The following is a 26730-nucleotide window of genomic DNA, read 5'->3' as shown; positions in this document are numbered from 1 at the left end:
CGCACCGCGGCGCTCGTTGCAGTTAGCCCTTCACCGCGCCCGCCGTCAGGCCGCGCACGAAGTAGCGGCCGGCGATCACGTAGACGAGCAGCGTGGGCAGCGCCGCGATGATCGCGCCCGCCATGTCGACGTTGTATTCCTTCACGCCGGTCGAGGTGTTCACGAGATTGTTCAGCGCCACCGTGATCGGCATCGAATCGACGCCGGAGAACACGATGCCGAACAGGAAGTCGTTCCAGATCTGCGTGAACTGCCAGATCAGGCACACCATGAAGATCGGCAGGGACAGCGGCATCATGATCTTCGTGAAGATCAGGAAGAAGCCCGCGCCGTCGATGCGCGCGGCCTTCACGAGCTCCGCGGGCACGCTCACGTAGAAGTTGCGGAAGAACATCGTCGTGAACGCGATGCCGTAGACCACGTGCACGAACACGAGGCCCGCCACCGTGTTCGACAGCCCGAGCATCCCTTCGAGGCGCGCCATCGGCAGCAGGATCGCCTGGAACGGGATGAAGCAGCCGACCAGCAGCATCGTGAACAGCGCATCGGCGCCGCGAAAGCGCCAGTGGGTCAGCACGTAGCCGTTGAACGCGCCGATGATCGACGAGATCAGCACGGCCGGAATCACCATGCGCACCGAGTTCATGAAGAACGGCTCCATGCCGTCGCAGCGCACGCCGGTGCACGCATGCGCCCACGCCTTGATCCACGGCGCGAAGGTCGGGTCGGACGGCGGCGTGAGCAGGTTGCCGGTATGCAGCTGGTCGAGGCTCTTGAACGAGGTCGACAGCATCACATACAGCGGGAACAGGAAGTACAGCGCGAACAGGATCAGCGCCGCGTAAATGAAGGCGCGGCTGAACGTCATCTTAGGCTGCATTGCGCGTGCTCCTCGATTCCATGTACATCAGCGGCACGAGCACGGCCACGACGGTCGCGAGCATCATCATCGACGACGCAGCGCCGACACCCAGTTCCCCGCGATTGAACGAAAACGTATACATGAACATGGCCGGCAGCGACGACGACGTGCCGGGACCGCCGGCCGTCATCGCGACGACGAGGTCGAAAGTCTTGATCGTGATGTGGCACAGGATCAGCAGCACCGAGAAGAACACCGGGCGCATGCTCGGAATCACGATCTTGCGGTAGATGGTCGGCAGCGTCGCGCCGTCCACCTGGGCAGCCTTGAAGATCTCGCTGTCGACGCCGCGCAGGCCGGCGAGGAACAGCGCCATCACGAAGCCGGTGGATTGCCAGACGGCGGCGATCACGATACAGAAGATCGCGCGGTCCGGATTGTCGAGCCAGTCGAACGCGAAGTGCGTGAAGCCCCAGTCGTGCATCACTTTCTGGATGCCGAGATTCGGGTTCAGAATCCACTGCCAGGCGGTGCCGGTCACGATGAACGACAGCGCCATCGGATACAGGAACACGGCGCGCAGCGCGCCTTCGCTGCGGATGCGCTGATCGAGCAGGATCGCGAGAAACAGCCCGAGCGCGACGCAGATCGCGATGAACGGAATGCCAAACCAGCCCAGGTTGGCCGCCGACGTCCACCAGACGTCGTTGGCGAACAGCTGCCGGTAGCGCGCGAGGCCGGCGAATCCGTAGTTCGGCATCAGCCGCGAATTCGACAGCGACAGATAGCCGGTCACGGCGATGAAGCCATACACGAACACGAGGCTGATCACGATGCTGGGAGAAAGCACCAGCTTCGGAATCCAGCGGTCGGCGAGCGCCGCCATCGGCGACGTGCGGCGGGACACGGAGGCCGTGTTTTTCCCGTTTCCGCTAAGAGAAGCAGTCACTACTCGACTCCTGGAACTGTGCCGTCCGCGGCCCGCGCAAACGGCGCGCAACACGGCAGCGGCATGAGCTTTGACTCTGTCTGAACCTGATACGGCGGACGCATTTCGAACACGCCCGGTTGCGCGTGGAGTCGCAACCGGGCGTCTGCTGCATGGACTGCGTGAGGCAGGTCTGCGCTTACTTCGTCTGGGCGGCCTTCGCCAGTTCCTGAACCGCGGTCTTCGCGTCTTCGTTCGAGTTCATGAACTTCGTGACGACGTCGGTGATCGCGCCGGCAGTCGCGTCCGGCTGAGCCATGCCGTGCGCGAGCGACGGCACGTAGCCGCCGGCCTTGATCGCGGCCTGCTCATCCGCATACGACTGCTTGCCGCACGCGTCGAACTTCGACATGTTCACGCCGAGGCGCACCGGAATCGAGCCCTTGTACAGGCTGAACTGCTCCTGGAACGACGGGCTCATGATCGTCTTCGCCAGCGCGAGCTGGCCCGGCGTCGCACTCTTCTGGCCCTTCTGCTGGAAGAACACGAACGAGTCGACGTTGAACGTATAGGCCTTCGAGGTGCCCGGCACCGGCGCGCAGACGTAGTCGACGCCCGGCTTCTTGTTCGCGTTCGCGAACTCGCCCTTCGCCCAGTCGCCCATGAACTGCATGCCGGCCTTGCCGTTGATGACCATCGCGGTCGCGAGGTTCCAGTCGCGGCCGGTGCGGCCGTTATCCATGTACGACTCGATCTTGCGGACCGTGTTGAACACGTCGACCATCTGCGGCGAGGTCAGCGTCTTCTGGTCGAGGTCGACCAGCGCCTTCTTGTAGAACGGCGCGCCCTGCGACAGCACCACGTCTTCCCACAGTGTCAGGTCTTGCCACGGCTGGCCGCCGGCGGCCACCGGCTGGATGCCCGCGGCCTTCAGCTTGTCGGCGAGCGCGAAGAATTCCGGCCACGTGGTCGGCACCTTGCCGCCCACCTTGTCGAGCGCCGCCTTGTTGATCCACACCCAGTTCACGCGGTGCACCGAGAACGGCGCCGCGACGTAGTGGCCGTCCGCGCGCATGATCTTGTCGATTTCCGGCGGCAGGTTCTTCTTCCAGTCGCCCGGCACCGCGACTGCGTCGATCGGCACCAGCACGCCCTGCTGCGCCCACTCCTGAATCAGCGGTCCCTTGATGTCCGCCGCGTCCGGTGCGTTGCCCGAGATCACCTGGGTCTTCAGGGCCGTCATGGCCGCCGCACCCGCACCGCCCGCCACCGCGTAGTCCTTCCAGACATAGCCCTGCTTCTGCATGTCGTCCTTGAGCACGCCAACGGCTTTCGCTTCGCCGCCGGAGGTCCACCAGTGCAGCACTTCAAGCGACTCGCCCGCCTGCGCTGCGGACACGCCACACATCAGACCTGCGGCGCACAGGGCGCCCATGATCGCGCGGAATTTCATTGCTTATCTCCTCCAGACACCTGAACAAAAAAACGAATGTCCCCTGATTCTCCAGGGTGCTGTGGTTGGTTCAAACAGGCAAAACACGGGGCGATCGAGCTTCCGTCGGACGCATGCGCAAGGCAGGTGCCGGCAAGCCGGATACGGCCGCGGGAAGCTCAGAAGATGAGTGATGCGGAATGCAACTGACAGTCTCCTTTTGTGCTTTTTTGCCCGCCCGCGTCGCGCGGCAGACTCGAGGCTTCCTCACGTTAACCCTCGCCTTGCGCCTACAGCGCGCCGCCCGCCGGGCAGCCGCTGCATACGAAGGCACGATGTCCGTTAACATGCTGGACGCCGACCGACTCCCTGAAGCACACCGCCCGGCTGCCGCGGACGCTTTTTTCATCGATTTGGCGCTACCTCTTGATTTGGATTGTAGTTAAACTACAATTCAGTGTCAAAAAAATTTTTATCGGACTACGATGGCCCACCGGGGCCCGTTGCCGGCCCTTTCTGGACATCGACGGAGACACATGTTGACGGACTCAGGCTTCACTTTCGTACTCTTCGGCGGAACCGGCGATCTGTCGATGCGCAAGATCCTTCCGGCGCTGTACGAAGCGCATCGCGCAGGCATGCTGGCCGACAGCGGCAGGATCTTCGCGGTCGCGAGGCTCGACGCGGACCGCGCCGGCTACCTGCAGTGGATCGACGAGCATGTGAAGCCGCACGTGTCGAAGGAAGGCGTCGACGGCCCGGCGTGGGCGAGCTTCCTCGCGCGCATCGACTACATGAAGCTCGATCTGGGCAACCCGGAAGACTTCGCGGTGCTGCGCGAAAAGATCGCGCCGCTGCCCGGCATCCGCGTGTTCTACCTCGCCACCGGTCCGTCGCTGTTCGTGCCGATCTGCCGCGCGCTGGCGTCGGTGGGCCTGAATACTCAGGCGCGCATCGTGCTCGAAAAGCCGCTCGGCTACGACCTCGAATCGTCGAACGCGATCAACGACGCGGTGGGCGAAATCTTCGCCGAAGAACAGATCTACCGGATCGACCACTATCTCGGCAAGGAGCCGGTGCAGAACCTGCTCGCGCTGCGCTTCGGCAACGCGCTGTTCGAGCCGCTGTGGCGGCGCGAATGGGTCGAGAGCATCCAGATCACGATTGCCGAGGAGCTCGGCGTCGAGGCGCGCGGCGACTTCTACGACAACACCGGCGCGCTGCGCGACATGGTGCAGAACCACCTGCTGCAGCTGCTGTCGATCGTCGCGATGGAACCGCCGCACTCGATGGACTCCGACTCGGTGCGCGACGAGAAGCTGCGCGTGCTGCGCGCGCTCAAGCCGGTCGATCCGCGCGAGATCGGCAAGGTCGCGGTGCGCGGCCAGTACCACGCGGGCGGCATCCGCGGCACCGCGGTGCCGGCCTACGCCACCGAGCCGGGCGTGAAGCGCGACAGCACGACCGAGACCTTCGTCGCGCTGAAGGTGGAGATCGAAAACTGGCGCTGGTCCGGCGTGCCGTTCTTCCTGCGCACCGGCAAGCGCCTCGCGGACCGGGTCGCGGAGATCGTCGTCAACTTCCGGCCGGTGCCGCACTCGGCGCTCGGCTCCACCGCGCTGCGCCCCGGCTCGAACCGGCTCGTGATCCGCCTGCAGCCGAACGAAAACATCCGCCTCTATTGCCTCGCGAAACAGCCGGGCGAAGGGATGAATCTCGCGAGCGTGCATCTGGACCTCGCGTTCGACCAGTTCTTCCGCGAAGGCCGGATGGAAGCCTATCAGCGGCTGCTGCTCGACGTCATCAACGGACGCCTCGCGCTGTTCGTGCGGCGCGACGAGCAGGAAGCCGCATGGCGCTGGGTCGAGCCGATCCTGAACGACTGGGCCACCAGCAACAGGCCGCCCAAGCCATACGCGGCGGGCACGTGGGGACCGGCCGCGTCGAGCGCGATGCTCGCGCAGCACGGCACCTGCTGGCTCGAAGAAGAGAACTGAAGAATCGCGGCGGCGCCGCGGGCCGGCCCGGCCTGCGGCGCCGCCGGCATAACCTTACCGGTGGGCCGGCCGGCCTGGCGCAAGCGCCGGGCCGACCGGCCCAACAAGAAGGCAGTACGGAGGAGAAGTGATCGAGCTTCACGCTTTCGACGACCAGCGCGCGCAATCCGACGCGCTGGCGCAGGCGGTCGGCGACGCGCTACATGCGTCGCTCGCCGCCGTGGCAGGCGTCCGCGCGGACCGCGCGACGCTGGCGGTATCGGGCGGCACCAGCCCGCGGCCCTTTCTGCAGACGCTGTCGACGCAGCCGTTCGACTGGACCCGCATCGACGTGACGCTCGTCGACGACCGCTGGGTCGACGAGCGCGACAGTGCGAGCAACGCGCGTCTCGCGCGCGAGACGCTGCTGCAGCACGCGGCGCGGGACGCGGCGTTCTGGCCGCTCGTCGACACGTCGCAGACGCTCGACGCGCACGTTGCCGCGCTGAACGCGGACGCGCGCCGCCGCGTGCCGGACGTCGCCGTGCTCGGCATGGGCGAGGACGGCCATACCGCGTCGATCTTCGCGGACGCGCCGGAATGGGACTTCGCGCTCACGACGCCGCAGCGCTTCGTCGCCGTTCATCCGGGGGCCGCGCCGCATGCGCGCGTCAGCTGGTCGATGTCCGCGCTGCGCGAGGTCGGACGGCTGTTTCTGCTGATCGCGGGGCCGCGCAAGCTCGACGTGCTGAATGCCGCCGCTGCCGCACCACAACAAAATGCCATCTCGAAGCTGGCAAACGACAAGGGAGTGAGACTCGATGTCTACTGGTGTCAAAACTAACGCTGTCCCGGGCGCCGGCCAGCACGCCGACGGACCCCGGCTGCTCGCGGACATCGGCGGCACCAACGCGCGCTTCGCGCTCGAAACCGGACCGGGCGAGATCGGCCAGGTGCAGGTGTATCCGTGCGCCGAGTACCCCGGCGTCGCCGACGTGATCCGCAAGTACCTGAAGGACACCCGCATCGGCCGCGTGAACCACGCGGCGATCGCGATCGCCAATCCGGTCGACGGCGATCAGGTCAGCATGACCAATCACGACTGGACCTTCTCGATCGAAGCCACCCGCCGCGCGCTCGGCTTCGACACGCTGCTGGTCGTCAACGACTTCACCGCGCTCGCGATGGCGCTGCCCGGCCTCACCGACACGCAGCGCGTGCAGGTGGGCGGCGGCGCGCGCCGGCCGAACAGCGTGATCGGCCTGCTCGGTCCGGGCACCGGCCTCGGCGTCTCCGGCCTGATTCCGGCCGACGACCGCTGGATCGCGCTCGGCAGCGAGGGCGGCCACGCGACCTTCGCACCGAACGACGAACGCGAAGACCTCGTGCTGCACTACGCGCGCAAGAAGTGGCCGCACGTGTCGTTCGAGCGCGTGTGCGCCGGACCGGGTCTCGAAGTGATCTATCGCGCGCTCGCCGCGCGCGACAAGAAACGCGTGTCGTCACAATTCGACACGGCCGAGGTGGTGAAGCGCGCGCTCGACGGCGATGCGCTCGCGCTCGAAACCGTGGACGTGTTCTGCGGCATTCTCGGCACCTTCGCCGGCAACATCGCGGTGACGCTCGGCGCGCTCGGCGGCATCTATATCGGCGGCGGCGTCGTGCCGCGGCTCGGCGAGCTGTTCGAGCGCTCGTCGTTTCGCCAGCGCTTCGAGGCGAAGGGCCGCTTCGAGGCGTATCTGAAGAACGTGCCGACGTATGTGATCACCGCCGAATACCCGGCGTTCCTCGGCGTCTCCGCGATCCTCGCGGAACAGTTGTCGAACCGCGCGGGCGGCAGTTCGTCGGCGGTGTTCGAGCGGATCCGGCAGATGCGCGACGCGCTGACGCCGGCCGAGCGCCGCGTCGCGGATCTCGCGCTGAATCACCCGCGTTCGATCATCAACGACCCGATCGTCGACATTGCGCGCAAGGCGGACGTGAGCCAGCCCACCGTGATCCGCTTCTGCCGCTCGCTCGGCTGCCAGGGGCTGTCGGACTTCAAGCTGAAGCTCGCCACCGGCCTGACCGGCACGATTCCGGTGAGCCACAGCCAGGTGCACCTGGGCGACACCGCCACCGACTTCGGCGCGAAGGTGCTCGACAACACGGTCTCGGCGATCCTGCAGTTGCGCGAGCATCTGAACTTCGAGCACGTCGAGCGCGCGATCGACCTGCTGAACGGCGCGCGGCGCATCGAGTTCTACGGGCTCGGCAACTCGAACATCGTCGCGCAGGACGCGCACTACAAGTTCTTTCGCTTCGGCATCCCGACCATCGCGTATGGCGACCTGTACATGCAGGCCGCGTCGGCGGCGCTGCTCGGCAAGGGCGACGTGATCGTCGCGGTGTCGAAATCGGGCCGCGCGCCGGAGCTGTTGCGCGTGCTCGACGTGGCGATGCAGGCGGGCGCGCAGGTGATCGCGATCACGTCGAGCAACACGCCGCTCGCCAAGCGCGCGACCGTTGCGCTCGAAACCGATCACATCGAGATCCGCGAATCGCAGCTGTCGATGATCTCGCGCATCCTGCATCTCGTGATGATCGACATCCTCGCGGTCGGCGTGGCGATCCGCCGTGCGCTGCCGGACGAGGACGTCACCCAGGCCGTCGAAAAAGCCCGCCGCGGCGCGGACGACGACGCGACCGCGGTGCTCGACTGGCTGAGCCACGGCGCCGCATCGTCCCCGAAGGACTGACGCGGCACCGGCACGGGCCGCCGCGCCCCGGCGGCCCGCGCTTGCGGCGAACCATGCGCTTGCTTATGCAAGGCGACGCAGCGGTGCAGCGCTGCTGCATGCGCGCTGCGCGCCCGTGCTTCCCTCGTGCTTCCCTCGTGCGTCGCCATGACGCACGGTGGCGACGCCCCTGACGCAACCCTGCCCGGAGCAACCTGGCCCGCTGCGCGCTCAGACCACGCGCATCACGCGGCCACGCCCGGCACCGCACGCCGCTGCCAGCGCAGCACCATCGCGCGGCCCGCGAAGCCCAGCCCGCCCGACACGCCGATCGTCACGCCCATGCCGGTCGGCGACACGCCTTCCCACAGCCCGACCGCGAAGCTCGCGAGCGCGCCGAACGCGAGCTGCATCGCGCCGAACACCGCCGCGGCGGCCCCCGCGTTGTGCGGATAGCGATGCATCAGCTCCGTCGTGCAGTTCGCGAGCAGCACGCCGACCACCGCCACGACGAAGAACAGCGCCGCGACGATCGCCCACAATCCGCCCCAGCCGGTCACGCATACCAGCGCGACCACGAGCGACGCCGCGCAGCCGAGCGCCGACGCGAACGCGATCACCGGCAACGCGCCGCGCCGCAGCACCAGCCGCGCATTCAGATAATTGCCGGCGATGATGCCGGCCACGTTCAGCCCGAACAGCAGCCCGTAGTGCTGCGGCGACACATGGAAATATTCGATGTACACGAACGGCGTGGCCGTGATGTACGCGAACATCGCTGCAAACGCCATGCCGCCGCACAGCACGTGGCCCCACACGAGCGGGTCGCGCAGCAGCCTGCCGTAGACCGCGAACGACTGCAGCAGCGCCGCATGCCGGCGCTTTTCCGGCGGCCACGTCTCCGGGATGCGCGTCCACGCGAGCACCGCACAGGCCGCGCCGAACAGCGTGAGCGCCGCGAACACGGTGCGCCAGCCGCCCAGCAGCAGCAACTGGCCGCCGACGAGCGGCGCGAGCAGCGGACCGATCGCCATCACGATCGACACCATCGACAGCACGCGGGCCGCGTCGGCGGGTTCGTGCGCATCGCGCGCGATGGCCCGCGACAGCACCGACGCCGCGCCTGCCCCGAGCGCCTGCACGAAGCGAAACAGCACCAGCGAACCGATCGAGTACGACAGGCAGCAGGCCACGCTCGCGAGCACGAACATCGCGATGCCGCCGAGCAGCACCGGCCGGCGCCCGTACGCGTCGGACAGCGGACCATAAAGCAGCATGCCGACCGAGAAGCCCAGCATGAAGCTCGTCAGCGTGCTCTGCGCGGCGCCGGTGGCAACCGCGAACGCCTGCGCGATGGAAGGCAGGCTCGGCAGGTACATGTCGGTGGCAAGCGGCCCGCACGCGGCGAGCGCGCCGAGCAGCAGGATCAGCCGGATATCGGGCTCGCGGGGCGGGATCTGGGGCATGGGATTCTGCGGGAAATGGCAGGTGACGGAGGGGATAGAAAGCCGCGGCGCGACGGCGCGAACGCGGCGCGGCAGGACGCGCGGCCCGGCACGCGGCCTGAACCAGGCGCGATTGTACGCGAGCCCCGCGACTCAGGCCGCCGGCCGAGGGCGCGCCGGAACAGCGCCGGGCCGGGCCGACCGGCGGACGCGGGCCGCCCGCCGCCGGGACGCGCGGGAAACCCGCGCGCGGCGACTCCGGTACAATTTGGGCCATCCAGCCGGCTGCCGCGTCCCGCCCAGGCACTCGCCGCGCCGCGCGCTCCGTGCATCCCGCTCAGACAGGTTCAACGTCCATGTCCAGGAATCAAGCCCTCTTCGAACGCGCCCAGCTGACCATTCCCGGCGGCGTCAACTCGCCCGTGCGCGCCTTTCGCTCCGTCGGCGGCACGCCGCGCTTCATCGAGCGCGCGCAGGGCCCCTGGTTCTGGGACGCGGACGGCCAGCGCTATATCGACTACATCGGCTCGTGGGGGCCGATGATCGTCGGCCACGTGCATCCCGACGTGCTCGACGCCGTGCAGAAAGTGCTCGTCAACGGCTTTTCGTTCGGTGCGCCGACCGAGGCCGAGATCGAGATTGCGGAGACGATCTGCCGGCTGATGCCGTCGATCGAGCAGGTCCGCATGGTATCGAGCGGCACCGAGGCGACGATGAGCGCGCTGCGTCTCGCGCGCGGCTTCACGAACCGCAGCCGCATCGTCAAGTTCGAAGGCTGCTATCACGGGCACGCGGACAGCCTGCTCGTGAAGGCGGGCTCCGGCCTGCTGACCTTCGGCAATCCGACCTCGGCCGGCGTGCCGGCCGATATCGCGAAGCACACGACGGTGCTCGAATACAACAACGTCGACGCGCTCGAAGAAGCGTTCCGCGCGTTCGGCAACGAGATCGCGTCGGTGATCGTCGAGCCGGTCGCGGGCAACATGAACCTCGTGCGCGCGACGCCGGCGTTTCTGCAGGCGCTGCGCCGCCTGTGCAGCGAATCCGGCGCGGTGCTGATCTTCGACGAAGTGATGAGCGGCTTTCGCGTCGCGCTCGGCGGCGCGCAGCAGCTCTACGGGATCGCGCCGGACCTCACCTGCCTCGGCAAGGTGATCGGCGGCGGCATGCCGGCGGCCGCATTCGGCGGACGCCGCGACATCATGGCGCAGCTCGCGCCGCTCGGCGCGGTCTATCAGGCCGGCACGCTGTCCGGCAACCCGGTGGCGATGGCCGCGGGCCTGAAGACGCTCGAACTGATCCAGGCACCCGGCTTCTACGACACGCTGGGTGCGCGCACCGCGCGCCTCGCGACGGGGCTCGCCGGGGCCGCGCGCGCCGCGCGGGTGCCGTTCGCCGCCGATTCGGTGGGCGGCATGTTCGGCCTTTACTTCGCGGAGCGCGTTCCGGCGCGCTTCGCGGACGTCACGGCGAGCCACGTGCCGCGCTTCAACGCGTTCTTCCACCGGATGCTCGATGCGGGCGTGTACTTCGCGCCGTCGGCTTACGAGGCGGGCTTCGTGTCGAGCGCGCACGACGACGCAGTGATCGACGCGACGCTCGACGCCGCGGCGCACGCGTTCGCCGCGCTCGACGTCTGACTCCCCGGGCCCGCCGGTCCGCCCCGAACGACACACACCGCCCCTGACGAACGCCGATGTTCTCGCAAACCGATTTCGTCCACATGAAGCACGCGCTCGCGCTGGCGCAGCGCGGCCTGTATACGACCGATCCGAACCCGCGCGTCGGCTGCGTGCTGGTCAAGCACGGCGACGTGATCGGCGAAGGCTTCACGCAGCCGGCCGGCCAGGACCACGCCGAAGTACGCGCACTGAAGGACGCGCGCTCGCGCGGCCACGACCCGCGCGACGCCACGGCCTACGTGACGCTCGAACCGTGCAGCCATTTCGGCCGCACGCCGCCTTGCGCGAACGCGCTGATCGACGCGCGGGTCGCCCGCGTGATCGCGGCGATGGAGGATCCGAATCCGCAGGTCGCAGGCCGCGGCTTCAACATGCTGCGCGAGGCCGGCATCGAAGTGCGCTGCGGGCTGCTGGCGCAGGAAGCGTCGGAGCTCAATATCGGCTTCGTGTCGCGGATGACGCGCGGCCGGCCGTGGGTGCGCGTCAAGGTGGCCGCGACGCTCGACGGGCGCACCGGCCTGCCGTCGGGCGTGAGCCAATGGATCACCGGCGAAGCGGCCCGCGCGGACGGACACGCGTGGCGCGCGCGGGCCTCGGCGATCCTGACCGGCATCGGTACCGTGCGCGAAGACGATCCGCGCATGACGGTGCGCGCGGTCGACACGCCGCGGCAGCCGCAACGCGTGCTGATCGACAGCCAGCTCGAGGTGGCGCCGGACGCGCAGATCCTGGCCGGCGCGCCGACGCTGATTTTCTGCGGCGTGCTCGATGCGCGCCTCGAAGCGCGGGCCGACGCGCTGCGCGCGCGCGGCGCGGAGATCGTGCCGCGCGCGAACGCCGCGGGCAAGGTCGATCTGCCGGCGATGCTGAAGGTGCTCGGCGAGCGTCAGGTCAATGAACTGCACGTGGAGGCCGGCTACAAGCTGAACGGCTCGCTGCTGCGCGAGGGCTGCGTGGACGAACTGCTGGTCTATCTCGCGCCGAGCCTGCTCGGCACCGACTCGATGGGGATGTTCAACCTCGCCGCGCCCGCCGGGCTCGACGAGCGCGTGCGCCTCGTATTTCATGCGGTCGAGCGGATTGGCGAAGACCTGCGTGTTCTGGCGCGCGTGGCGCCGCAACCCGAATCCCGTTGATCGGACATTGACAAGGAATCCAGAACGATGTTTACCGGTATTGTCGCGGCGGTGGGCCGCATTGAATCAGTGACGCCCCTGGGCAATGACGGACAGGCTGGCGTGCGCCTGCACGTCGACGCGGGCGGCCTCGACATGGACGACGTGCAGCTTGGCGACAGCATCACGATCCAGGGCGCCTGCATGACGGTCGTCGCGAAGACGGCGCATGCGTTCGACGTGGACGTGTCGCGCGAGAGCCTGAACTGCACGGTGGGCCTGGGCGAAGTGGGCGAGGTGAATCTCGAGAAGGCGCTGCGCGCGCACGACCGGCTTGGCGGCCACATCGTGTCGGGACACGTCGACGGACTCGGGACGGTCACGCGCTTCGCGCCGGTTGGCGAGTCGCACGAACTGCGCATTCTCGCGCCGCGCGAGATGGGCCGCTACCTCGCATACAAGGGGTCGATCACGGTGAACGGGGTGAGCCTCACGGTCAACTCGATCGACGATCGCGACGACGGCTGCGAGTTTTCGATCAACCTGATTCCGCACACTGTCGAAGTGACCACGCTGAAGCATCTGCGCGAAGGTGGGCGGGTGAATCTTGAGGTTGATCTGATTGCGCGGTACACCGAAAGGATTCTGTCGTCGGCGCCGCCCATGATGCGCAACTAACCGCTGCGGTTGCCCTCGCTGCCCAACAGCTTTTCGCCGCGTTGCAAGTCGTCCATCGGACGACTTCGGAGCCTCCGGCTTCGTTGGACCCGGCGCAACGGATCTCAGACCGTCACGCCGAGCCCGAGCTTGCGGACGAGGCTCCGAAATTTTTCCTCGTGTTCAAGCCTGACCACCAGTTGTCGCTCGCCGGCGCGTAGACAAAGACCCCTTGCTTCCTTCGCCTCCGCCACCATAGAAGCGATCTTCTCGTTCTCGCAATCAATCAGTAGCGCGGTTCCCAGGACCTTCAGCGCTTTGCCCTGCTGCTCGGCCGCCTTTAAGAACGACTCCACTGTTTCAGGCAACGGCTGATCTTCTCGTGCCTCCAGGAACACCCGAAGCTCTCCGATATCGAGCCCTTTCTCGATGGCGCCAACGGCCCTTTGAAGATCCAAGCGCCACCGATTTTCCGTCAGTTCCTCTGCCCACGTAGCCAGCGCCAGCGTTTCGTCGATTGAGAGCCGTCCGTCGACGACATTCACTTGCAAGCTCGGCAACACGGCAAGCTTGACGCTCGGCACAACCGGAGGAGGTGCGTACTCGTCGCTCAGTCCCAGGCAATATGCACCGAGCGAGCTAATGCGGAAATACATCAGGCCATCATAACGGCTCAGGTATTCCAGGTCGTCGGTCCCCCACATCCCGCGATAGTCGTCACGTACGCCGGCGGGCTCGATATAGGCGACATCGACCACCCCGAGGGCCGCAGCATACTCGAACAGCACGCAAAGAAGATATCGAAACTGCAGAATTGACCAATCGTGGTAACCGTCGTGGCCCAGATTACCGTATTGCGGTTCGCAGATATAAAGGCTCCAGGGATCATTCGCCACTTCGAATGTCCGCCCGGTCGCCTCCATGAACCGAGAAAGGTCGTCGACGCTGACCCAAGCTCCGATCGGGCAGTCCCTCAGCACGTCGATAATCGCGGTGCGACGCGGCGCTACCGCGGTCATCGCTCGTCCTTTGGATTTTTGCCCCTTGATGACATCGATACGGCTAAATTCATCGAACAGATTGGTCTTCAGCCATTTGCTCCAGATCGCTTTCAACACAATGGCTGGCGCGGACGCCAATGCCGTGCGACCAGCAATGCTCAGAGCCAGTTTGCTGCCGTTTCGCTGCACGAGCCCCGCAGCCTGAAGCAGCAGCGGCCAAGAAAACGCCTTGAACGGACCTGTACCCGGGTCCGGGTTACCGCCTGCCGGCCGATAGAAATCCCCATTCGCGAGGTAGTCCGTCAGCAACCGCAATGTAACGCTTCCGGGCAGCAACGTTTTCTCGCTCGTCTGAATCTTCCCCTGGTCCGCCAGTCGCAGCAAAACCGGCAGATCGACCAATGCATCGAGTTCGGTACGCCTCACGGTCAGCTGCTGTTCGCCAAGCTTTTCGGGCAGCGCGCCGACCGGGCTTAGCCTAACGGGGGCAGGCTCCTCGACGAAACCGCGCAGCCGTTCACAGAGGTCGAATGGCAGGCTGTAGCGACCGGCCTCGTGGTACAGGAAAAGACCCAGCGCCGTCGGCTGCCTGCGGTAGGAATAGCGCCGGCCGCCCTCGTCGACGGTGAAATCCGGCAATCTCCCGTATTTCGCTCGAAACCGCTTCCCATCGAAGACTCCTCGCTCGGCGTACACAGCTTCGGCAACAGCCATGCGTTGCGTGTCGTCCAGGCGATCCCAAAGCGCGTGCAGCCCATCGCCATCGAGACTCTTCAGGATCTGTTCGATCAGTTGGTCCTTCTTTCCGGTCGGCGCCGTATCAGGCAGCCAGCGCATAAGCGATTTCAACTGGTCCGTGGTGAGGCGCGAGAGCACTTCGTTCAACATATCGATGGCGGATTTGGTTTGGCAGGAGATCACCGGCATTATCGCCGCCCATCAGCTAGTCGGTGCTCGCCTACCGGGCTGCCCTCCGGTCAGATCGAACAGGAATACGCGCGCGATAGCGGCGCAATCAAGCGATCGCACCGCTATCGCTCGTCAGCTCTTTCAAAGCCCTGTCCGGGAAGACCGCCCCCTTGTAAAGCGGGCTACATGGCGTGCGCGCCAGTTTTAACGACAACGCGATGAGTTCGGTCGGTTCGTCGTGAGCGCGATAGGCTTCGGCGAGATGCGCGAACGCCGTCATGATGCCAACAACGCTGCGATTTTGCGTCTTCGCGTATTTGACGGCCTGCATTTCTCTCACTTCCGAGTCGATAAACCAACGCGGCACTCCGTGGGCGGCCAGTATATCCATCAGAGCCCCCGGGAACCTGATCGCCAGGTTGGCGGCCGGAGCCAACGGCATCAGCACCGGCAATAGCGTCTGCTCATTCACAAGCATCGCAACCTGCGGCCGCCATGGCAAAACAGTTGCGTACCAGTTGCCCAGCTTCGCGGTGCTGCTCCCACCCTCGACCACGTCGGGTTTTAGACGTTTGAGCAGCTTGTGAGTGCAGTAAAGATAGAGCATAGAAAGGGAAGCAACCTTGTACCAAGAGAAAATGTGCGCCGATCTGACATGGCGTACCGCCAACCGGCTCCGGCGCGATGAGCGGTCGGCCCAAGCATGCTTCGACCGGGCTCGCCAAAGCCATATCCTTGAAATTATACGCAGGTAGCGTATAATTCTGCCATGCAAGCGACCTTCATTGAACTACCGCCGTTTTCCCGCGAACGCGAGAACTATCTGGCAGGATGACGAGTACGCCGTCCTGCAGAAAGAGCTGCTGGCTAATCCCGAGGCTGGCGACTTGATCAAGGGAGCCGGCGGTCTGCGGAAGTTGAGGTTCGCCGACAAACGCCGCCAGAAAGGCAAACGCGGTGGCCTACGAGTGATCTATTACTACTGGGTCAGCGGTTATCAATTCTGGTTGTTCACACTGTACGACAAGGATGAAATGGCGGACCTATCCAGTGACGAGCGCAAAGCCTTCGCGAAGCTACTGAAAAGAGAGGTCACGATACGGAGCAAGCAATGAAGAAGCGAAATCTGTTTGCTGAATTGACTGAGGGTCTCGACGCCCTTGCTGCCGAGCGCGAAGGAAAAATCACGCTGCGCAAGGTCAAGGCCGATGTACCCGATGCGCTCGAAGTCTCGCCGGCCGAAATCAAGGCCGTGCGCGAAGCCTCTCACGCGTCGCAAGCGGTCATGGCTCGAAGCCTGCGCATCAACGTGCGCACGTATCAGAATTGGGAACAAGGCAAAGCCAAGCCCAACGCACAGGCCGCCACGCTGATCCGACTGGTCGCCAAGCATCCGGAAACGCTTCAGATGCTGGAAACGCTCTGAACGATTGCGGGCACCGTCCGGCATTGCCTATCGTCGTCTCGCTACAAGTATCGTGATGCGACGGTATTTTTGACGGTATACGAGCAGCATTTCTCGCCTCCACCTATATGGGGCTTCGTGTTCCCGCCAGACTCAGCATAATTGCGCGCAGTATAGCGCCGCCAACATCACGAGGCAAAAAACCGGTTTCACCCTCGTGAACGTCCGCTCAAGGCAATCGTGGCGGCCCGCTCCCGGTCGTCTCGTGCCCGTTGCGTGAGACGCCCCCCGGCAATATGCAGGATGCCGACCCGTTAAGGAAAGTCGCGAGCCCGTTTCCCGCGTCGTCCCACCTGCCCTATCAGACCGCCATGCCATGACCGCGCGTCGAGCAGGCGAGCAGGTGCGTCATCGACACGCGCAGCGAGGCTCGCGCTAACCGCGCACCGTCATCTTCCGCAGCCGCAGCGCGATCGCGATCGCGACAACCAGCAGCGACCCGGTCATCAACGTCACCCCGGACCAGCCGCGCAGACTCCAGAACACGCCGCCAAGCGAGCCGACCACGCTCGACCCGACGTAGTACGCGAACAGATACATCGACGACGCCTGCGCTTTGCCGGTTTGCGCACGGGCGCCTATCCATGCGCTCGCAACCGAATGCGAACCGAAAAAGCCCACGGTCAGCACCGCAATGCCGACGATGATCACCGGCAGCGCATGCGCACGCGTGAGCGCAGTGCCGACCAGCATCAGCCCGAGCATCGCCGGCAGCAGCGTATGCCGGCCGAGCTTTTCCGACAGCCCGCCGATCGACGCCGAACTGACGATCCCGCATAGATAGACCGCGAAAATCAGGCCGATCTTCGTCTGGCTCAACAGATACGGCGGCGCCACCAGCCGGTAGCCGACGTAGTTGTAGACCGTCACGAACGCGCCCATCAGCAGGAAGCCCTCTGCAAACAGCCACGGCAGCGCGCGGTCGCGCAACTGGAGCGCATAGTTCTTCGCGAGCGGCACGACCCGCAGCGGACGCCGCGCGAAGTGACGCGACGCCGGCAGGCATCGCTGCAGGATCGCCGCGCACACGACGCCCAGCACGGCCATCGCCATCACCGCCGCGCGCCAGCCCCACAGGTCCGTCACCACGCCGGTCAGCAGACGCCCTGCCATCCCGCCGAGGCCCGTCCCGCCGACGTACAGCCCCATCGCGACCCCGAGCGAGCGCGGATGCATCTCTTCGCCGACGTAGGCCATCGCAACGGCCGGCAGGCCGCTCAGCGCGATGCCCATCAGCGCGCGCGCCGCGAGCAGCGCAGACCAGTGCGGCAGGATCGCACTGAGCGCCGCAAGCAACGCCGACAGGACGAGCGAGGCGACCATCATCGGCTTGCGGCCCCACGCTTCGGACAGCACGCCCGCGACCAGCATCGACACCGCGAGCAGACCGGTGGTCAGCGACAACGCGAGGCTCGCGCCCGCGGCGCTCACGTGAAATTGCCGGGAAAACAGCGGCATCAGCGGCTGCACGCAGTACAGCAGCGCAAAAGTCGCAAAGCCGGCCGCAAACAGCGCGCAGTTCGTTTGCACGAACGCGGCCGTGCCCAGTTCGATCTTCGGGCTCGGCACGGCGGACGACGGCTCCGCGCTCTTGCGCGCGGTGACAGCCGGCGGCTCCATCGGCTTCAGTGCAGGGATATGAGGGGCAGGCATGTTTCGGGTCCGGCTTGGACAACGCTTGGGGGATAGGGAATAATCCGCCGTTACGGGATACCCGTCCAATATTAATTTTCAGCGAATTAATACATCTTCGATATCATGGATCTGCGCCGCATCCGCTACTTCGTCGTGCTGGCCGAAACGCTGCATTTCGGCCGCGCCGCGTTGCGCCTGAACATCGCGCAGCCGCCGCTCAGCCAGCAGATTCGCGTGCTCGAGGAGGAACTGGGCGCGCAGCTGTTCGATCGCGCCAACCGGCGCGTGGACCTGACCCCGGCCGGCAAGGCGTTGCTGCCCGAAGCACGCGCGCTGCTGGCGCAAGCCGAACGGGTATCGACGGTCGCCGCCCGTGCGCAACGCGGCGAAATCGGCGAGCTGCGGGTGGGCCTGACCGGGTCCGGCGCGTTCACCGCGCTGATTCCGCGCCTGATCCTGACCTATCGGCAACGCTTTCCCGGTGTCCATCTGCGCATCGAGGAGCTGACGACGCAGGAGCAACTGACCGCACTGCTCGAGCAGCGGCTCGACGTGGCCATCGTGCGCAGCGCCGCGCCGCCCGACCTGCCGTCCACGCTGCGCGCCACCCGCCTGTTCGAGGACTCGCTGATCGTCGCATTGCCGCCCCAGCACCGGCTCTCCGCGAGCACGAAACCGCTTTCGATCGGCGAACTCGCGGACGAAGCGTTCGTCATGTATCCGCGCGAAAGCGGCACCGGCGTGTACGACCAGATCGTCGCTCTCTGCCGCCAGGCGGGTTTCGCGCCGCGCATCGGACAGGAAGCGCGCGCGGCGCCGACCATCGTCGGGCTGGTCGCGGCAGGGCTCGGGGTCGCGCTGGTGCCGGAGTCGTTGCGCAGCGTCAACGTGAACGGCGTGGTGTACCGGCCGCTGAAAAACAGGGGCGCGCGCTCCGCGATGTGGCTCGTGCTGCGAGCCGTGCGCGCGTCGCCACAGGAGACGGCCTTCGCCGCAATGGCAAAGACCGCGTGACGCTGCCGCTTCGGTGCAGCAGCGGCGTCATGCCGGGTCGCACCGCTGCTTTCATCCGCCGCTCGCCCGGCCGAGCATCGCGGCGAGCACGCCATCGCGTCGTATCAGGCCGTGATACAACGCCGCGGCCATGTGCGCGAGAAACGTGACGAACAGCAGCATCGCGAGCCACGCGTGCAGATGACGCAGCACCGCGAATGCAACCGGGTTCGCCGGAAAGATCGACGGCAGGCGCAGCGAATCGCTCAACATCACCGGATACCCGCCGGCCGAGAGCATCGCCCAGCCCACCAGCGGCATCCCCAGCATCAGGCCGTACAGAAGCACGTGCGACGCGTGCGCGGCGAGCCGCTGCGGCGCGGGCAGATCGGCCGGCAGCGGCGGCGGCGCGCGGCGCATGCGCACGATCAGGCGCAGCACCGCGAGCACCAGGATCGCGATGCCGAGCGGCTTGTGAATGCGTACCAGCCACAGATGGCGCGCCGACACCGACGCCACCATGCCCACGCCGATGAACAGCATCGCGACGATCAGCGCGGCCATCAGCCAGTGCAGGATCCGCGCGGGGAGACAGAAGATATCGGTGCGCTTCATGACGGGCTCCGTGGCGTGACTCGCGCGGGCGGCGCGGGGGTGGCCGGGGACGTGCGTACGGTGCCCGGCAGATGCGCCTCTTCGCTGGTGCGGCGCAGATACGAATCGGCGTAGGCCGCGGAACGGGCCGGCAGCAGCGGATCGTCGGACGGCTGAATGCCGTCGGGCAGCACCAGCGGGTCGTAGTTGACGTCGCGGCACGGACCGCTGTCCTGCGGCTCGGTCGCCTGCACCACGAGGGTGCCGGCATCGATCGCAGGCCGGTCGGCCGGCCATGCTTTCGTGGCGTCGCCGGTCGGGTCGCCCGGCTGCGCGAGCGTCACCTGCAGTGTCCAGCGCAGCGGCGCCTGCGCGATGCGCGCGCGCAGATCGGAGGCCAGATAATCCGGGCCTTCGGGCCGCGCGTGCTCCGCCACGTCCGCCGCGGCCTGCGGCGCCATACGCCAGCGCACCGCGTGGCGCTGGCCGCCGGGGCCGATGAATTCGAATGCATCGAGACTCCAGTAAGCGTTCGTCGCGAAGCTCGCCGACGGCTTCGCAGTCTTCGCCCACGCGCGAAACGCAGCCGTTTCCGGATGCGCGGCAAAGAACGCGGCGACCTTGCGCGGGTCGGGCTTGCCGGTGCGCGGATCGGGCTGCTGTGCCTTTAACTGCGCGTAGAACGCCTGCGGTGTGGAAACGGGAAACACCGGCATGCTGTTCATGCCGGTGCGCCACTGCTGGCCGTTCGCAAGCGTGAAGCGTAGCGCCATGCTGCGGATCGGCACGCTGCTGTCCGGCGCGTAGGGGTTGCTGCCCGGAATCGCAAAGCGTCCGACCACCGGCGTGCGTTGATCCGCCGCGAACACCTGCGCAACTGAATAGGGCGCGGCACGCCCCGTGCTCTGAAAATAGCCGGTGAAGCACACTCCCTTCGCATGATTGCGGCGGTAACCGGGGAAGACGCCGGCATTCGTCTGGAACTGGCGGATGATCCGGTCGGCGGTCAGCCGATGCGGCGCGAACCATCCGCCGACATAACCGAATGCGGCCACCGTGGCCGCGACGACGCCGGCTATCAGGCCCCATCGGGCAGCGCGGTTGACCGGCGAAGCCGGTGGCGGTGACGGGTGCATGAGCGGGTCCTCGTGATCGGAGCATCGGATGCTGGGTAAACGCGAAGCGACCGCTCTTATTCCAGGCGCTGCCGCGCATTTTTCATGGCCCGTCCGGGCGCGCGTGCGCCGCTGCGCCGCGCGATGCGGCGCGGTGTCGTCTTCGTGCGCTGTCTACGCGCTGTCTACGCGCCGCCTGCGGTTGTCAATGCCACGCCATATACGCCAAAATATGACGCATTCCGCATCGGACACTACCCGGCTCGCCTGTCACGCATGTTTATCCGTCAGCTCAACTACCTCGTGACGCTCGCGCGCGAAGAGCATTTCGCCCGCGCGGCCGACGTCTGCAACGTGTCGCAGCCCGCCCTGTCCTCCGCGATCCGCCGCCTCGAAGACGAGCTGGGTCTCGTGATCGTCCGGCGCGGCCGGCGTTTTCTCGGTTTCACCGAAGAAGGCGAACGCGTGCTCGGCTGGGCGCGGCAGACCCTCGCGACGCTCGAACACATGCGCCAGGACGCGTCGGCCGCGCGGGTGCGTCTGAGCGGCACGCTGCGCATCGGTGTCATTCCGACCACGCTGCCCGTCGTCAGCCTGCTGCTCGCGAGTTGCCAGGCGGAACATGCGGGCATCCGCTATTCGCTGCGCTCGCTCAGTTCGAGCGCCATCCTGCGCCAGCTCGACGACTTCGAGCTCGACATCGGTTTCACGTATCTCGACAACGACGTGCAGGCGGGCTTCTCCGTGTGTCCGCTGTATCGCGAGCGCTATGTGCTCGTGTCGCCCGCCGGATGCGGCGAGGGGGCGTGCGCGGGCATCGGACGCTGGGACGCGATGGGCGGGCTTCAGTTATGCCTGCTGGACACCGCGATGCAGAACCGTCAGGTGATCAACGCGGCGTTTCGCCAGGCCGGTGTGCAGCCGGCAGTGATCGCCGAGGCCGACTCGCTGCTCACGCTCATCTCCAGCGTGCAGCATGTCGGCATGCACAGCGTGTTGCCGCACAGCCTGCTTGGCAGCGTGCACGGCAAGGACGTCTTCGCCGCGACGCTGCTGATGCCCGAACTCACGCGCGAGATCGGCCTGATTACGCGCAACGTTCCGGTCATGCCGCCGCTCGTCGCGGCGTTCTGGGACGCGGCCCGGCAGATCGATCTGCAAGGCCGCTTCGACGCGCTGCTCGAACGCGCGTGAACGGCGCCGCGCAAACTCGCGCGCGGCGCGCCGGCGCGTTCTACTGGGTGAGATAGCCTTGCGCCTGAAGCGTATCGGAGGCCACTTTTTGCAGCGTCAGCGCGTTCGCCGCACTGATCCCCAGGTCCTTCGCCGCCTGCTCGCCGGCGCCGAACGCGGCCGGATCCCGGCCCGTCAGCCGTCCATACAGCACGAGCGCCTTCAGATAGGAGCCGTAGACGCTGGCATGCGTGCGGTCCTTCCACCACAATTCCATCTGGGTCGGCGACACCGTATAGACGCCCGATGCATCGTAAAACCCCGATGCTTTCACGACGCCCGTATTCACCGCGCGCTGAAACGCGTCGCCCACCGGCACGATGCCGGCATAGCGGCCGCTTTCGGCCACGACACGGTTCACGGCCGACTTCATGTCGTTCGTGATGTCGTTCAGGTTGGCTGCCGTCGACGGCTCGCTCGTGTAGTAGAGCGTGTTCATGCCGGTGACCGCGCTGCCGTTGGCGCCGTTCGAACAGGTCGGGTCGACGATCGGGCTGCCGTCCATCGTCGACAGATCGGGGGTCGTGCAGCGATGGGCCTCGACCATGTCCGGGCGCGCCCACATCTGCTCCAGGTAAATGCGCGCATTCGGATTCGCATTCACGTTGACGGGAATCGTGCGCACCGTGTTGCAACTGGTGCGGCTCAGGCCCGGGCCGGCCGGACTGGCCGAGGTCGCCGCCATGCAGTTCGCGAGGCTGCCGAAGATCTGCGCTTCGGTCGTCTGGCCATTCGCGTCGAGCGTGCCGATCGTGCCGGTTTGGACGTATTCGGCAATCAGCTTCGCATAGGTGTCGAACTGCGGGAAATTGGCGTTCTTGGCCTTGCCCGCGGGCAGCGGCTCGTCGCTCTGACCCTGCACGATCACGACGTCCCATTTCTGGCTCGCGATATTGCCCCGCAGGTCCCACGTCGCATTGGCGATGTTCAGAAAGTGCCCGCGCAACGACGCCGCATTGCGCGTCGAGAGCGACACGATGTAATTCAGGCCCGCTTCGTCGGTCAGCTTCTTGAAGATGCCGGGCACGCCGCCCCACGGATGCGGCTCGAAACAGCCCACGCCCTGCGCGACACAGGGGGCAGGCGGCAGTCCGCTGCCCACCGGGTAGCTGTTGGTGCCGTCCGGATTGGCCGCATTGAACGCGGCCGTCATATCGGCGACGCTCGCGGTGTTGTACGTCATTGCGGGATCGACGCGCGCAAACGTGTAGCTGTTGCCGACAAAAAGAATGTTGACCGGATGGGCCGGCGTGGCCGGCGGATTGGCGGGCGTGCCGTTGTCGCCGACCGTATCGGCGGCGCCTGCGCCGCTGCCTGCCGCGCCGTTGCCTGCGCTGTTGCCCGCGCTGTTTTCTGCCGGACCGCCACCCGGGTTCGCCGTGACGTTTCCGTCTCCGCTGCAGGCCGATGCCAGCAGGAGGGCGGCCGTCAGTCCAGCCGCCAGTCTGTATGTCGTGCGCATCATTTTTCCCAATGAATTGAACGGGATGGGCTCGCGATACGCGTAGCCTTTTCATTCAAGCGGGAAACATAGCAAAGCGCGCGCGGCATTTCTTCATTCTTTTAGCTTTGCTAACAAAGTTGATCAAGACTGCCTAAAAAGCGATCCGCATCGACCACAAAACGCATAACGACTGCCGGATAGCGGCGCCGACCTGCCCGACGGGCATCGCCCCCACGCGCACGGCATCGGAGGCCGCGACGGCGCGCGGCACGGCAACGCGGCGTGCATGCGCCGCCGCGCTCCGCAGCCGGGCGTGGCACCGCGCAAGAGAAACATCTGGTAAGGAAGGGCCACTTTTCGTGGCTGTTCCGCGCTTTGAAAACGGGCGTTATCGGCCAAGATCGCTCCGTTGTGCGGGCGCACCCGCGTCCGCGCGCACCGATCCCGCGGAATCATCGACGTCAATCCCCACGTGAATACCCTGCTCGCGCGAGCAGCGCTACTGTCGGTGGCGATGCTGCTTTCCCTGCATACCGGCTATCGGCTGATCATGGCCGACTCTTTAACGGACGAAGTCCGCGGCTTCGCGCCACTGCGCATCGCGCTGGACGCGACGGCCGCCGACGAGCCGCTGCGCGCGGCCGCCGGCGGCATCGGCCCGTCCTGGTCGATCAGGCCGCGCGTCGTCGATCTCGGCGAACCCGTCGCGCCCGACCTGCGCTCGGCCGTCTGGGCGCGCGCCGGCGACGCGTCGTCCCGCGCCTTCGCGGGCGGCGACGCGTGTCCGGACGACGCGTCGTGCGACGGCCTCCTTGGCTTCATGTCCGACACGCCGTTCGCGACGCTGCTGCTGTCCGTCGCCGCGGCGCTGTCCGTGCTGCGGCTGTACTGGTTCCTGCAGATCCGCCGCGATCTGCACGCGCTCTCCGCGATGGCGCGAACCTTCGGGGCGGGCGGCGCCACGCGGCGCGCGCTCGAACACCGCGTGCGCGACCTGTGTCTGCTCGCGCGCGCGCTCAGCGACATGATGTGCCGCCACCGGCGCTCGCTCGACGACCAGGCGCGCGCGCTCGCCGCGTTTTCGCAGCAACTCGACGCGCGCGTCGCGCAGTTGCGCGACCGCGCGCTGCGGATCGCACAGTGGCATACGCGCGTCGCCTTCATCGAAGACATCGATCTGTTCCTGAACATCGCGCGCCAGTGCATCGACCTGCCCGGCCGCCACCGCGTGCACGACGCGCAGACCGGCGTCGATGCCTATCTGCGGGACCGTTTTCTGCACGGCAGCACCATGGAGGACGCGAACATCGCGCTTCGGCTCGGAGCGGGCGCGGATTTCACGCTGCCGCGTCACGCGCTCGAACGCCTGATCGACAATCTCGTCGGCAACGCGCTCGCGCACGGTGCGCCGCCGGTCGAAATCTGCACGATGCGCGGCGTACGCAGCCGGGTGCTCAGCGTGCGCGATCATGGCGCCGGTATCCGCGGCAGCGACCTCGCCGCCGCAACCCGCCCATTCGTGCGGCTCGAAGCGGACGACACCCGCCACGCGGACGGCGAGCACTGGGGCCTCGGCCTGTCGATCGTCCGCCGCCTTGCGCACCAGTGCGGCGCGAAGCTCAGACTCGGCAATCATCCCGACGGCGGGCTGCATGTGCGCGTGATCGTGCCCGTACGCAGCGAACGAGCGGCACCCGCGCGTGACGCGGCCACGTGAAATCCGCTCCTGCTCCTGCTCCTGCTCCTGCTCCTGCTCACGCTCACGCTCACTCGCACTCGCACTCGCCCCGACGCTACTTCCTGCCCACCAGATACTGCACGCCCTGCGGGCCATACTGCTCCACGTGTTGCACGTGGGCCCGCAGATGAAACACGTCGCCGGGGCGGTAGACCCGCTCGTCGTCGCCGGCCCGAATCCGCATTTCGCCCGCGAGTATCAGCGCTTTCGCCTCGAACGGGTGCGTGTGCATCTCCATCACACCGGGCTCGCGCGTCACCGTGACGACCTCCGCAAAGCCCTCCTCGGCAAGAGTCAGGACAAACGTTTCGCGATCCATGAGCATCCCCTTCGAACGACAGCGTTGAACAATGGCGCCCAGTGTGGCACGTCTGGTCCGCCGCTGGATGGCGCGCGCCGGGACCGCATCCGGCCCGGCGCGCGCCCGCTTGCACTACACTTGACGGCCTGATTCGCGACAATATCGCGCCGCCGGCGAGATCGCAGACGCGCTCGCCGCCCTGTTTTCCGGCTATCGCCCCCTCGCCTGCCTGCCCGCGCGCGGCCGGCGCGGACGCGAGCCGCCCTGCGAGAAGCCCCACGATGACGTCGTCTTACGGCAGCCCCCCCTATTACGGCCCGCGCCCATCGGGCGCCGCCGCCAATCCCGCCCGCTCACCCGCAGCGGATGCAGCGGATGCGGCGGACGCAGCGAATGCAACCGACGCACTGGCCAGCGCACAAACGAAGGGCATTTTTCTGCACACCGGCTGGCGCAGCGCGGGCACGTGGCTGTGGTCGCGGCTGCGCGCGCAAGACCGCGTGTGCGCGTTCTACGAGCCGCTCAGCCCGCTCCTCGGCGAGTTGCGCGCGGCCGACATTGCGGCGGTCCAGCCGGTGCTGACCTCCGGCCATCCGCCGCTGCGCGCGCCGTATTACGAAGAATATCGCGCGCTGATGCAGGACGGCGCGCGCGGCGTGCGCGGCTACCGCAAACGCTTCGGCCTCGACCGGTTCAGCGAACAGCCGGACGACACGTTCCCCGCGCTGCAGGACTATCTGCGCACGCTGTGCCAGCACGCCACGCAGCGCAACCTGCTGCCGGTGCTCAAGTTCTGCCGCTCGCAGGGACGCGTGCGCTGGCTGCGGCAAGCCTTCCCCGGCGCGATGCACGTGGGCGTGCTGCGCAATCCCGCCTCGCAGTTTGCGTCCGGGTGGCTGCTGAAGCAGGAGTGGAACAACCCGTTCTTCGTGGCGGCGCCGTTTCGCGTGCTCGGCCTGAATCAGGCCGAGCCGGCGGTGCGCGAAGTCATCGGGCTGTGCGGCGTGCGGCTGCCGCCGGGCGTCCCCGCTTCGCACGATGCGTATGCCGCCGCGTGCGAGCAGTTTGCGCGCACCGTCGAGGGCGACAACGCGTATCGCGCCTTCGTTGCGTTGTGGACGCTCTGCACGTGGCGCATGCTCGGTCACGTCGACGTCATGGTCGACATGGATGAACTCGGCGCACTGCCCGCCGCCGCACCGGACCTGCGCGCGCAGCTTCAGGCGCACGCCGGCGTCGCGCCGGATCTGGGCGGCGCGCGCAACCTCGTCGACGAAGCGATGCGCCACGCGAAGCGGATGGCCGGCATCGACGGACGCGCGCTGCGTGCCGTGAACTTCGCCGCGCAGACGTTTCTGCTGTCGCACCTCGACGACGCATCGCGCGCACAACCGGACATCGCGGCCCAGGTCGAGAAAAAGCGCGCGCTCGCGGACGAACTGTGCGCACAGTGGCGCTTCCAGGCGTCGGCGTAGCCCTGGCGCGGCG

General features: G+C 66.8%; 23 protein-coding genes. 12 read left to right on the top strand and 11 right to left on the bottom strand.

Translation table 11 applies throughout. The features are described from left to right. Window positions 1-22: 22 nt before the first annotated feature. From AC3AP7_RS02470 to AC3AP7_RS02460, 3 genes are all read right to left on the bottom strand, one after another. Window positions 23-880 carry a carbohydrate ABC transporter permease gene (locus tag AC3AP7_RS02470; RefSeq protein ID WP_475765914.1) on the bottom strand — a complete coding sequence of 286 codons (858 nt, stop codon included), beginning with the start codon at window positions 878-880 and terminating at the stop codon, window positions 23-25. Next, window positions 870-1811, bottom strand: coding sequence for a carbohydrate ABC transporter permease (locus AC3AP7_RS02465; RefSeq protein ID WP_475765916.1), 942 nt, complete (start codon window positions 1809-1811; stop codon window positions 870-872). The genes AC3AP7_RS02470 and AC3AP7_RS02465 overlap by 11 nt, the downstream gene beginning before the upstream one ends. Window positions 1812-1989: 178 nt before the next feature. Further along, complete coding sequence (locus tag AC3AP7_RS02460; RefSeq protein WP_475765919.1) at window positions 1990-3243, bottom strand: ABC transporter substrate-binding protein; 1254 nt, start codon at window positions 3241-3243, stop codon at window positions 1990-1992. A 515-nt stretch (window positions 3244-3758) separates the two neighbouring features. Between AC3AP7_RS02460 and zwf the strand changes: the two genes are divergently transcribed. The 3 genes from zwf to AC3AP7_RS02445 all read left to right on the top strand — a co-directional run bounded on the left by zwf (window position 3759) and on the right by AC3AP7_RS02445 (window position 7936). Continuing rightward, window positions 3759-5219 (top strand): glucose-6-phosphate dehydrogenase, encoded by a 1461-nt coding sequence (gene zwf, locus AC3AP7_RS02455; RefSeq protein ID WP_475765921.1) that lies wholly within the window; start codon window positions 3759-3761, stop codon window positions 5217-5219. Between the two features lie 127 nt (window positions 5220-5346). Further along, window positions 5347-6042: a 6-phosphogluconolactonase gene (gene pgl, locus AC3AP7_RS02450; RefSeq protein WP_475765923.1), complete on the top strand. Its 696-nt coding sequence runs from the start codon at window positions 5347-5349 to the stop codon at window positions 6040-6042. Further along, window positions 6020-7936 (top strand): bifunctional transcriptional regulator/glucokinase, encoded by a 1917-nt coding sequence (locus AC3AP7_RS02445; protein ID WP_475765925.1) that lies wholly within the window; start codon window positions 6020-6022, stop codon window positions 7934-7936. Before pgl ends, AC3AP7_RS02445 begins: the two co-directional genes overlap by 23 nt. Before the next feature lie 224 nt (window positions 7937-8160). Here the strand turns inward: AC3AP7_RS02445 and AC3AP7_RS02440 are convergent, their stop codons facing one another. Beyond that, the gene (locus tag AC3AP7_RS02440) at window positions 8161-9381 is read right to left on the bottom strand and encodes a Bcr/CflA family multidrug efflux MFS transporter (protein ID WP_475765927.1); all 1221 of its coding nucleotides are present in this window, start codon (window positions 9379-9381) and stop codon (window positions 8161-8163) included. Between the two features lie 335 nt (window positions 9382-9716). Between AC3AP7_RS02440 and hemL the strand changes: the two genes are divergently transcribed. From hemL to AC3AP7_RS02425, 3 genes are read left to right on the top strand one after another with little or no spacing between them, the layout of a single operon-like run. Next, complete coding sequence (gene hemL, locus AC3AP7_RS02435; protein ID WP_475765929.1) at window positions 9717-11000, top strand: glutamate-1-semialdehyde 2,1-aminomutase; 1284 nt, start codon at window positions 9717-9719, stop codon at window positions 10998-11000. A gap of 56 nt (window positions 11001-11056) precedes the next feature. Then, window positions 11057-12178, top strand: coding sequence for a bifunctional diaminohydroxyphosphoribosylaminopyrimidine deaminase/5-amino-6-(5-phosphoribosylamino)uracil reductase RibD (ribD, locus tag AC3AP7_RS02430; protein ID WP_475765931.1), 1122 nt, complete (start codon window positions 11057-11059; stop codon window positions 12176-12178). A gap of 27 nt (window positions 12179-12205) precedes the next feature. After that, window positions 12206-12835, top strand: coding sequence for a riboflavin synthase (locus tag AC3AP7_RS02425; protein WP_475765933.1), 630 nt, complete (start codon window positions 12206-12208; stop codon window positions 12833-12835). A gap of 104 nt (window positions 12836-12939) precedes the next feature. Here AC3AP7_RS02425 and AC3AP7_RS02420 read toward each other — a convergent pair whose 3' ends face one another. Together AC3AP7_RS02420 and AC3AP7_RS02415 are read right to left on the bottom strand one after the other, a co-directional pair. After that, window positions 12940-14742, bottom strand: coding sequence for a hypothetical protein (locus AC3AP7_RS02420; RefSeq protein WP_475765935.1), 1803 nt, complete (start codon window positions 14740-14742; stop codon window positions 12940-12942). 88 nt (window positions 14743-14830) lie between these two features. Beyond that, on the bottom strand, window positions 14831-15331 hold the full coding sequence (locus tag AC3AP7_RS02415; RefSeq protein ID WP_475765937.1) for a DUF6933 domain-containing protein: 501 nt from the start codon (window positions 15329-15331) through the stop codon (window positions 14831-14833). A 178-nt stretch (window positions 15332-15509) separates the two neighbouring features. Here AC3AP7_RS02415 and AC3AP7_RS02410 point away from each other — a divergent pair, with 178 nt between their 5' ends. Further along, window positions 15510-15839: a type II toxin-antitoxin system RelE/ParE family toxin gene (locus tag AC3AP7_RS02410; RefSeq protein WP_475765939.1), complete on the top strand. Its 330-nt coding sequence runs from the start codon at window positions 15510-15512 to the stop codon at window positions 15837-15839. Next, window positions 15836-16150 (top strand): helix-turn-helix domain-containing protein, encoded by a 315-nt coding sequence (locus AC3AP7_RS02405; protein ID WP_175691690.1) that lies wholly within the window; start codon window positions 15836-15838, stop codon window positions 16148-16150. The genes AC3AP7_RS02410 and AC3AP7_RS02405 overlap by 4 nt, the downstream gene beginning before the upstream one ends. Before the next feature lie 414 nt (window positions 16151-16564). Here AC3AP7_RS02405 and AC3AP7_RS02400 read toward each other — a convergent pair whose 3' ends face one another. Next, window positions 16565-17842 (bottom strand): MFS transporter, encoded by a 1278-nt coding sequence (locus AC3AP7_RS02400; protein WP_475765941.1) that lies wholly within the window; start codon window positions 17840-17842, stop codon window positions 16565-16567. Window positions 17843-17947: 105 nt separating this feature from the next. On the opposite strand from AC3AP7_RS02400, the gene AC3AP7_RS02395 reads away from it, so the two are divergent. Continuing rightward, complete coding sequence (locus tag AC3AP7_RS02395) at window positions 17948-18838, top strand: LysR substrate-binding domain-containing protein (RefSeq protein WP_475765944.1); 891 nt, start codon at window positions 17948-17950, stop codon at window positions 18836-18838. A 51-nt stretch (window positions 18839-18889) separates the two neighbouring features. On the opposite strand, the gene AC3AP7_RS02390 is transcribed toward AC3AP7_RS02395, so the two are convergent. Both AC3AP7_RS02390 and AC3AP7_RS02385 read right to left on the bottom strand, forming a co-directional pair. Continuing rightward, window positions 18890-19432: a cytochrome b gene (locus AC3AP7_RS02390; RefSeq protein ID WP_475765946.1), complete on the bottom strand. Its 543-nt coding sequence runs from the start codon at window positions 19430-19432 to the stop codon at window positions 18890-18892. Continuing rightward, the gene (locus tag AC3AP7_RS02385; RefSeq protein ID WP_475765948.1) at window positions 19429-20547 is read right to left on the bottom strand and encodes a catalase family peroxidase; all 1119 of its coding nucleotides are present in this window, start codon (window positions 20545-20547) and stop codon (window positions 19429-19431) included. The genes AC3AP7_RS02390 and AC3AP7_RS02385 overlap by 4 nt, the downstream gene beginning before the upstream one ends. Window positions 20548-20802: 255 nt before the next feature. On the opposite strand from AC3AP7_RS02385, the gene AC3AP7_RS02380 reads away from it, so the two are divergent. Then, complete coding sequence (locus AC3AP7_RS02380) at window positions 20803-21720, top strand: LysR family transcriptional regulator (RefSeq protein WP_475765950.1); 918 nt, start codon at window positions 20803-20805, stop codon at window positions 21718-21720. Window positions 21721-21760: 40 nt separating this feature from the next. On the opposite strand, the gene AC3AP7_RS02375 is transcribed toward AC3AP7_RS02380, so the two are convergent. Then, window positions 21761-23221, bottom strand: a complete 1461-nt coding sequence (locus AC3AP7_RS02375; RefSeq protein WP_488324816.1) for a hypothetical protein — start codon at window positions 23219-23221, stop codon at window positions 21761-21763. Between the two features lie 454 nt (window positions 23222-23675). On the opposite strand from AC3AP7_RS02375, the gene AC3AP7_RS02370 reads away from it, so the two are divergent. Next, window positions 23676-24920 carry a sensor histidine kinase gene (locus AC3AP7_RS02370; RefSeq protein ID WP_475765954.1) on the top strand — a complete coding sequence of 415 codons (1245 nt, stop codon included), beginning with the start codon at window positions 23676-23678 and terminating at the stop codon, window positions 24918-24920. A 76-nt stretch (window positions 24921-24996) separates the two neighbouring features. Here AC3AP7_RS02370 and AC3AP7_RS02365 read toward each other — a convergent pair whose 3' ends face one another. Then, a complete protein-coding gene (locus tag AC3AP7_RS02365; protein ID WP_475765956.1) occupies window positions 24997-25260 on the bottom strand; it encodes a cupin domain-containing protein in 264 nt (87 codons plus the stop codon). 263 nt (window positions 25261-25523) lie between these two features. On the opposite strand from AC3AP7_RS02365, the gene AC3AP7_RS02360 reads away from it, so the two are divergent. Then, window positions 25524-26717 (top strand): hypothetical protein, encoded by a 1194-nt coding sequence (locus AC3AP7_RS02360; RefSeq protein WP_475765958.1) that lies wholly within the window; start codon window positions 25524-25526, stop codon window positions 26715-26717. Window positions 26718-26730: the final 13 nt, after the last annotated feature.

The sequence above is a fragment of the Paraburkholderia sp. PAMB 6770 genome, from assembly GCF_057748135.1.
The sequence above is the reverse complement of the archived record's forward strand: the minus strand, read 5'-3'. Positions and strand labels throughout refer to the sequence as shown.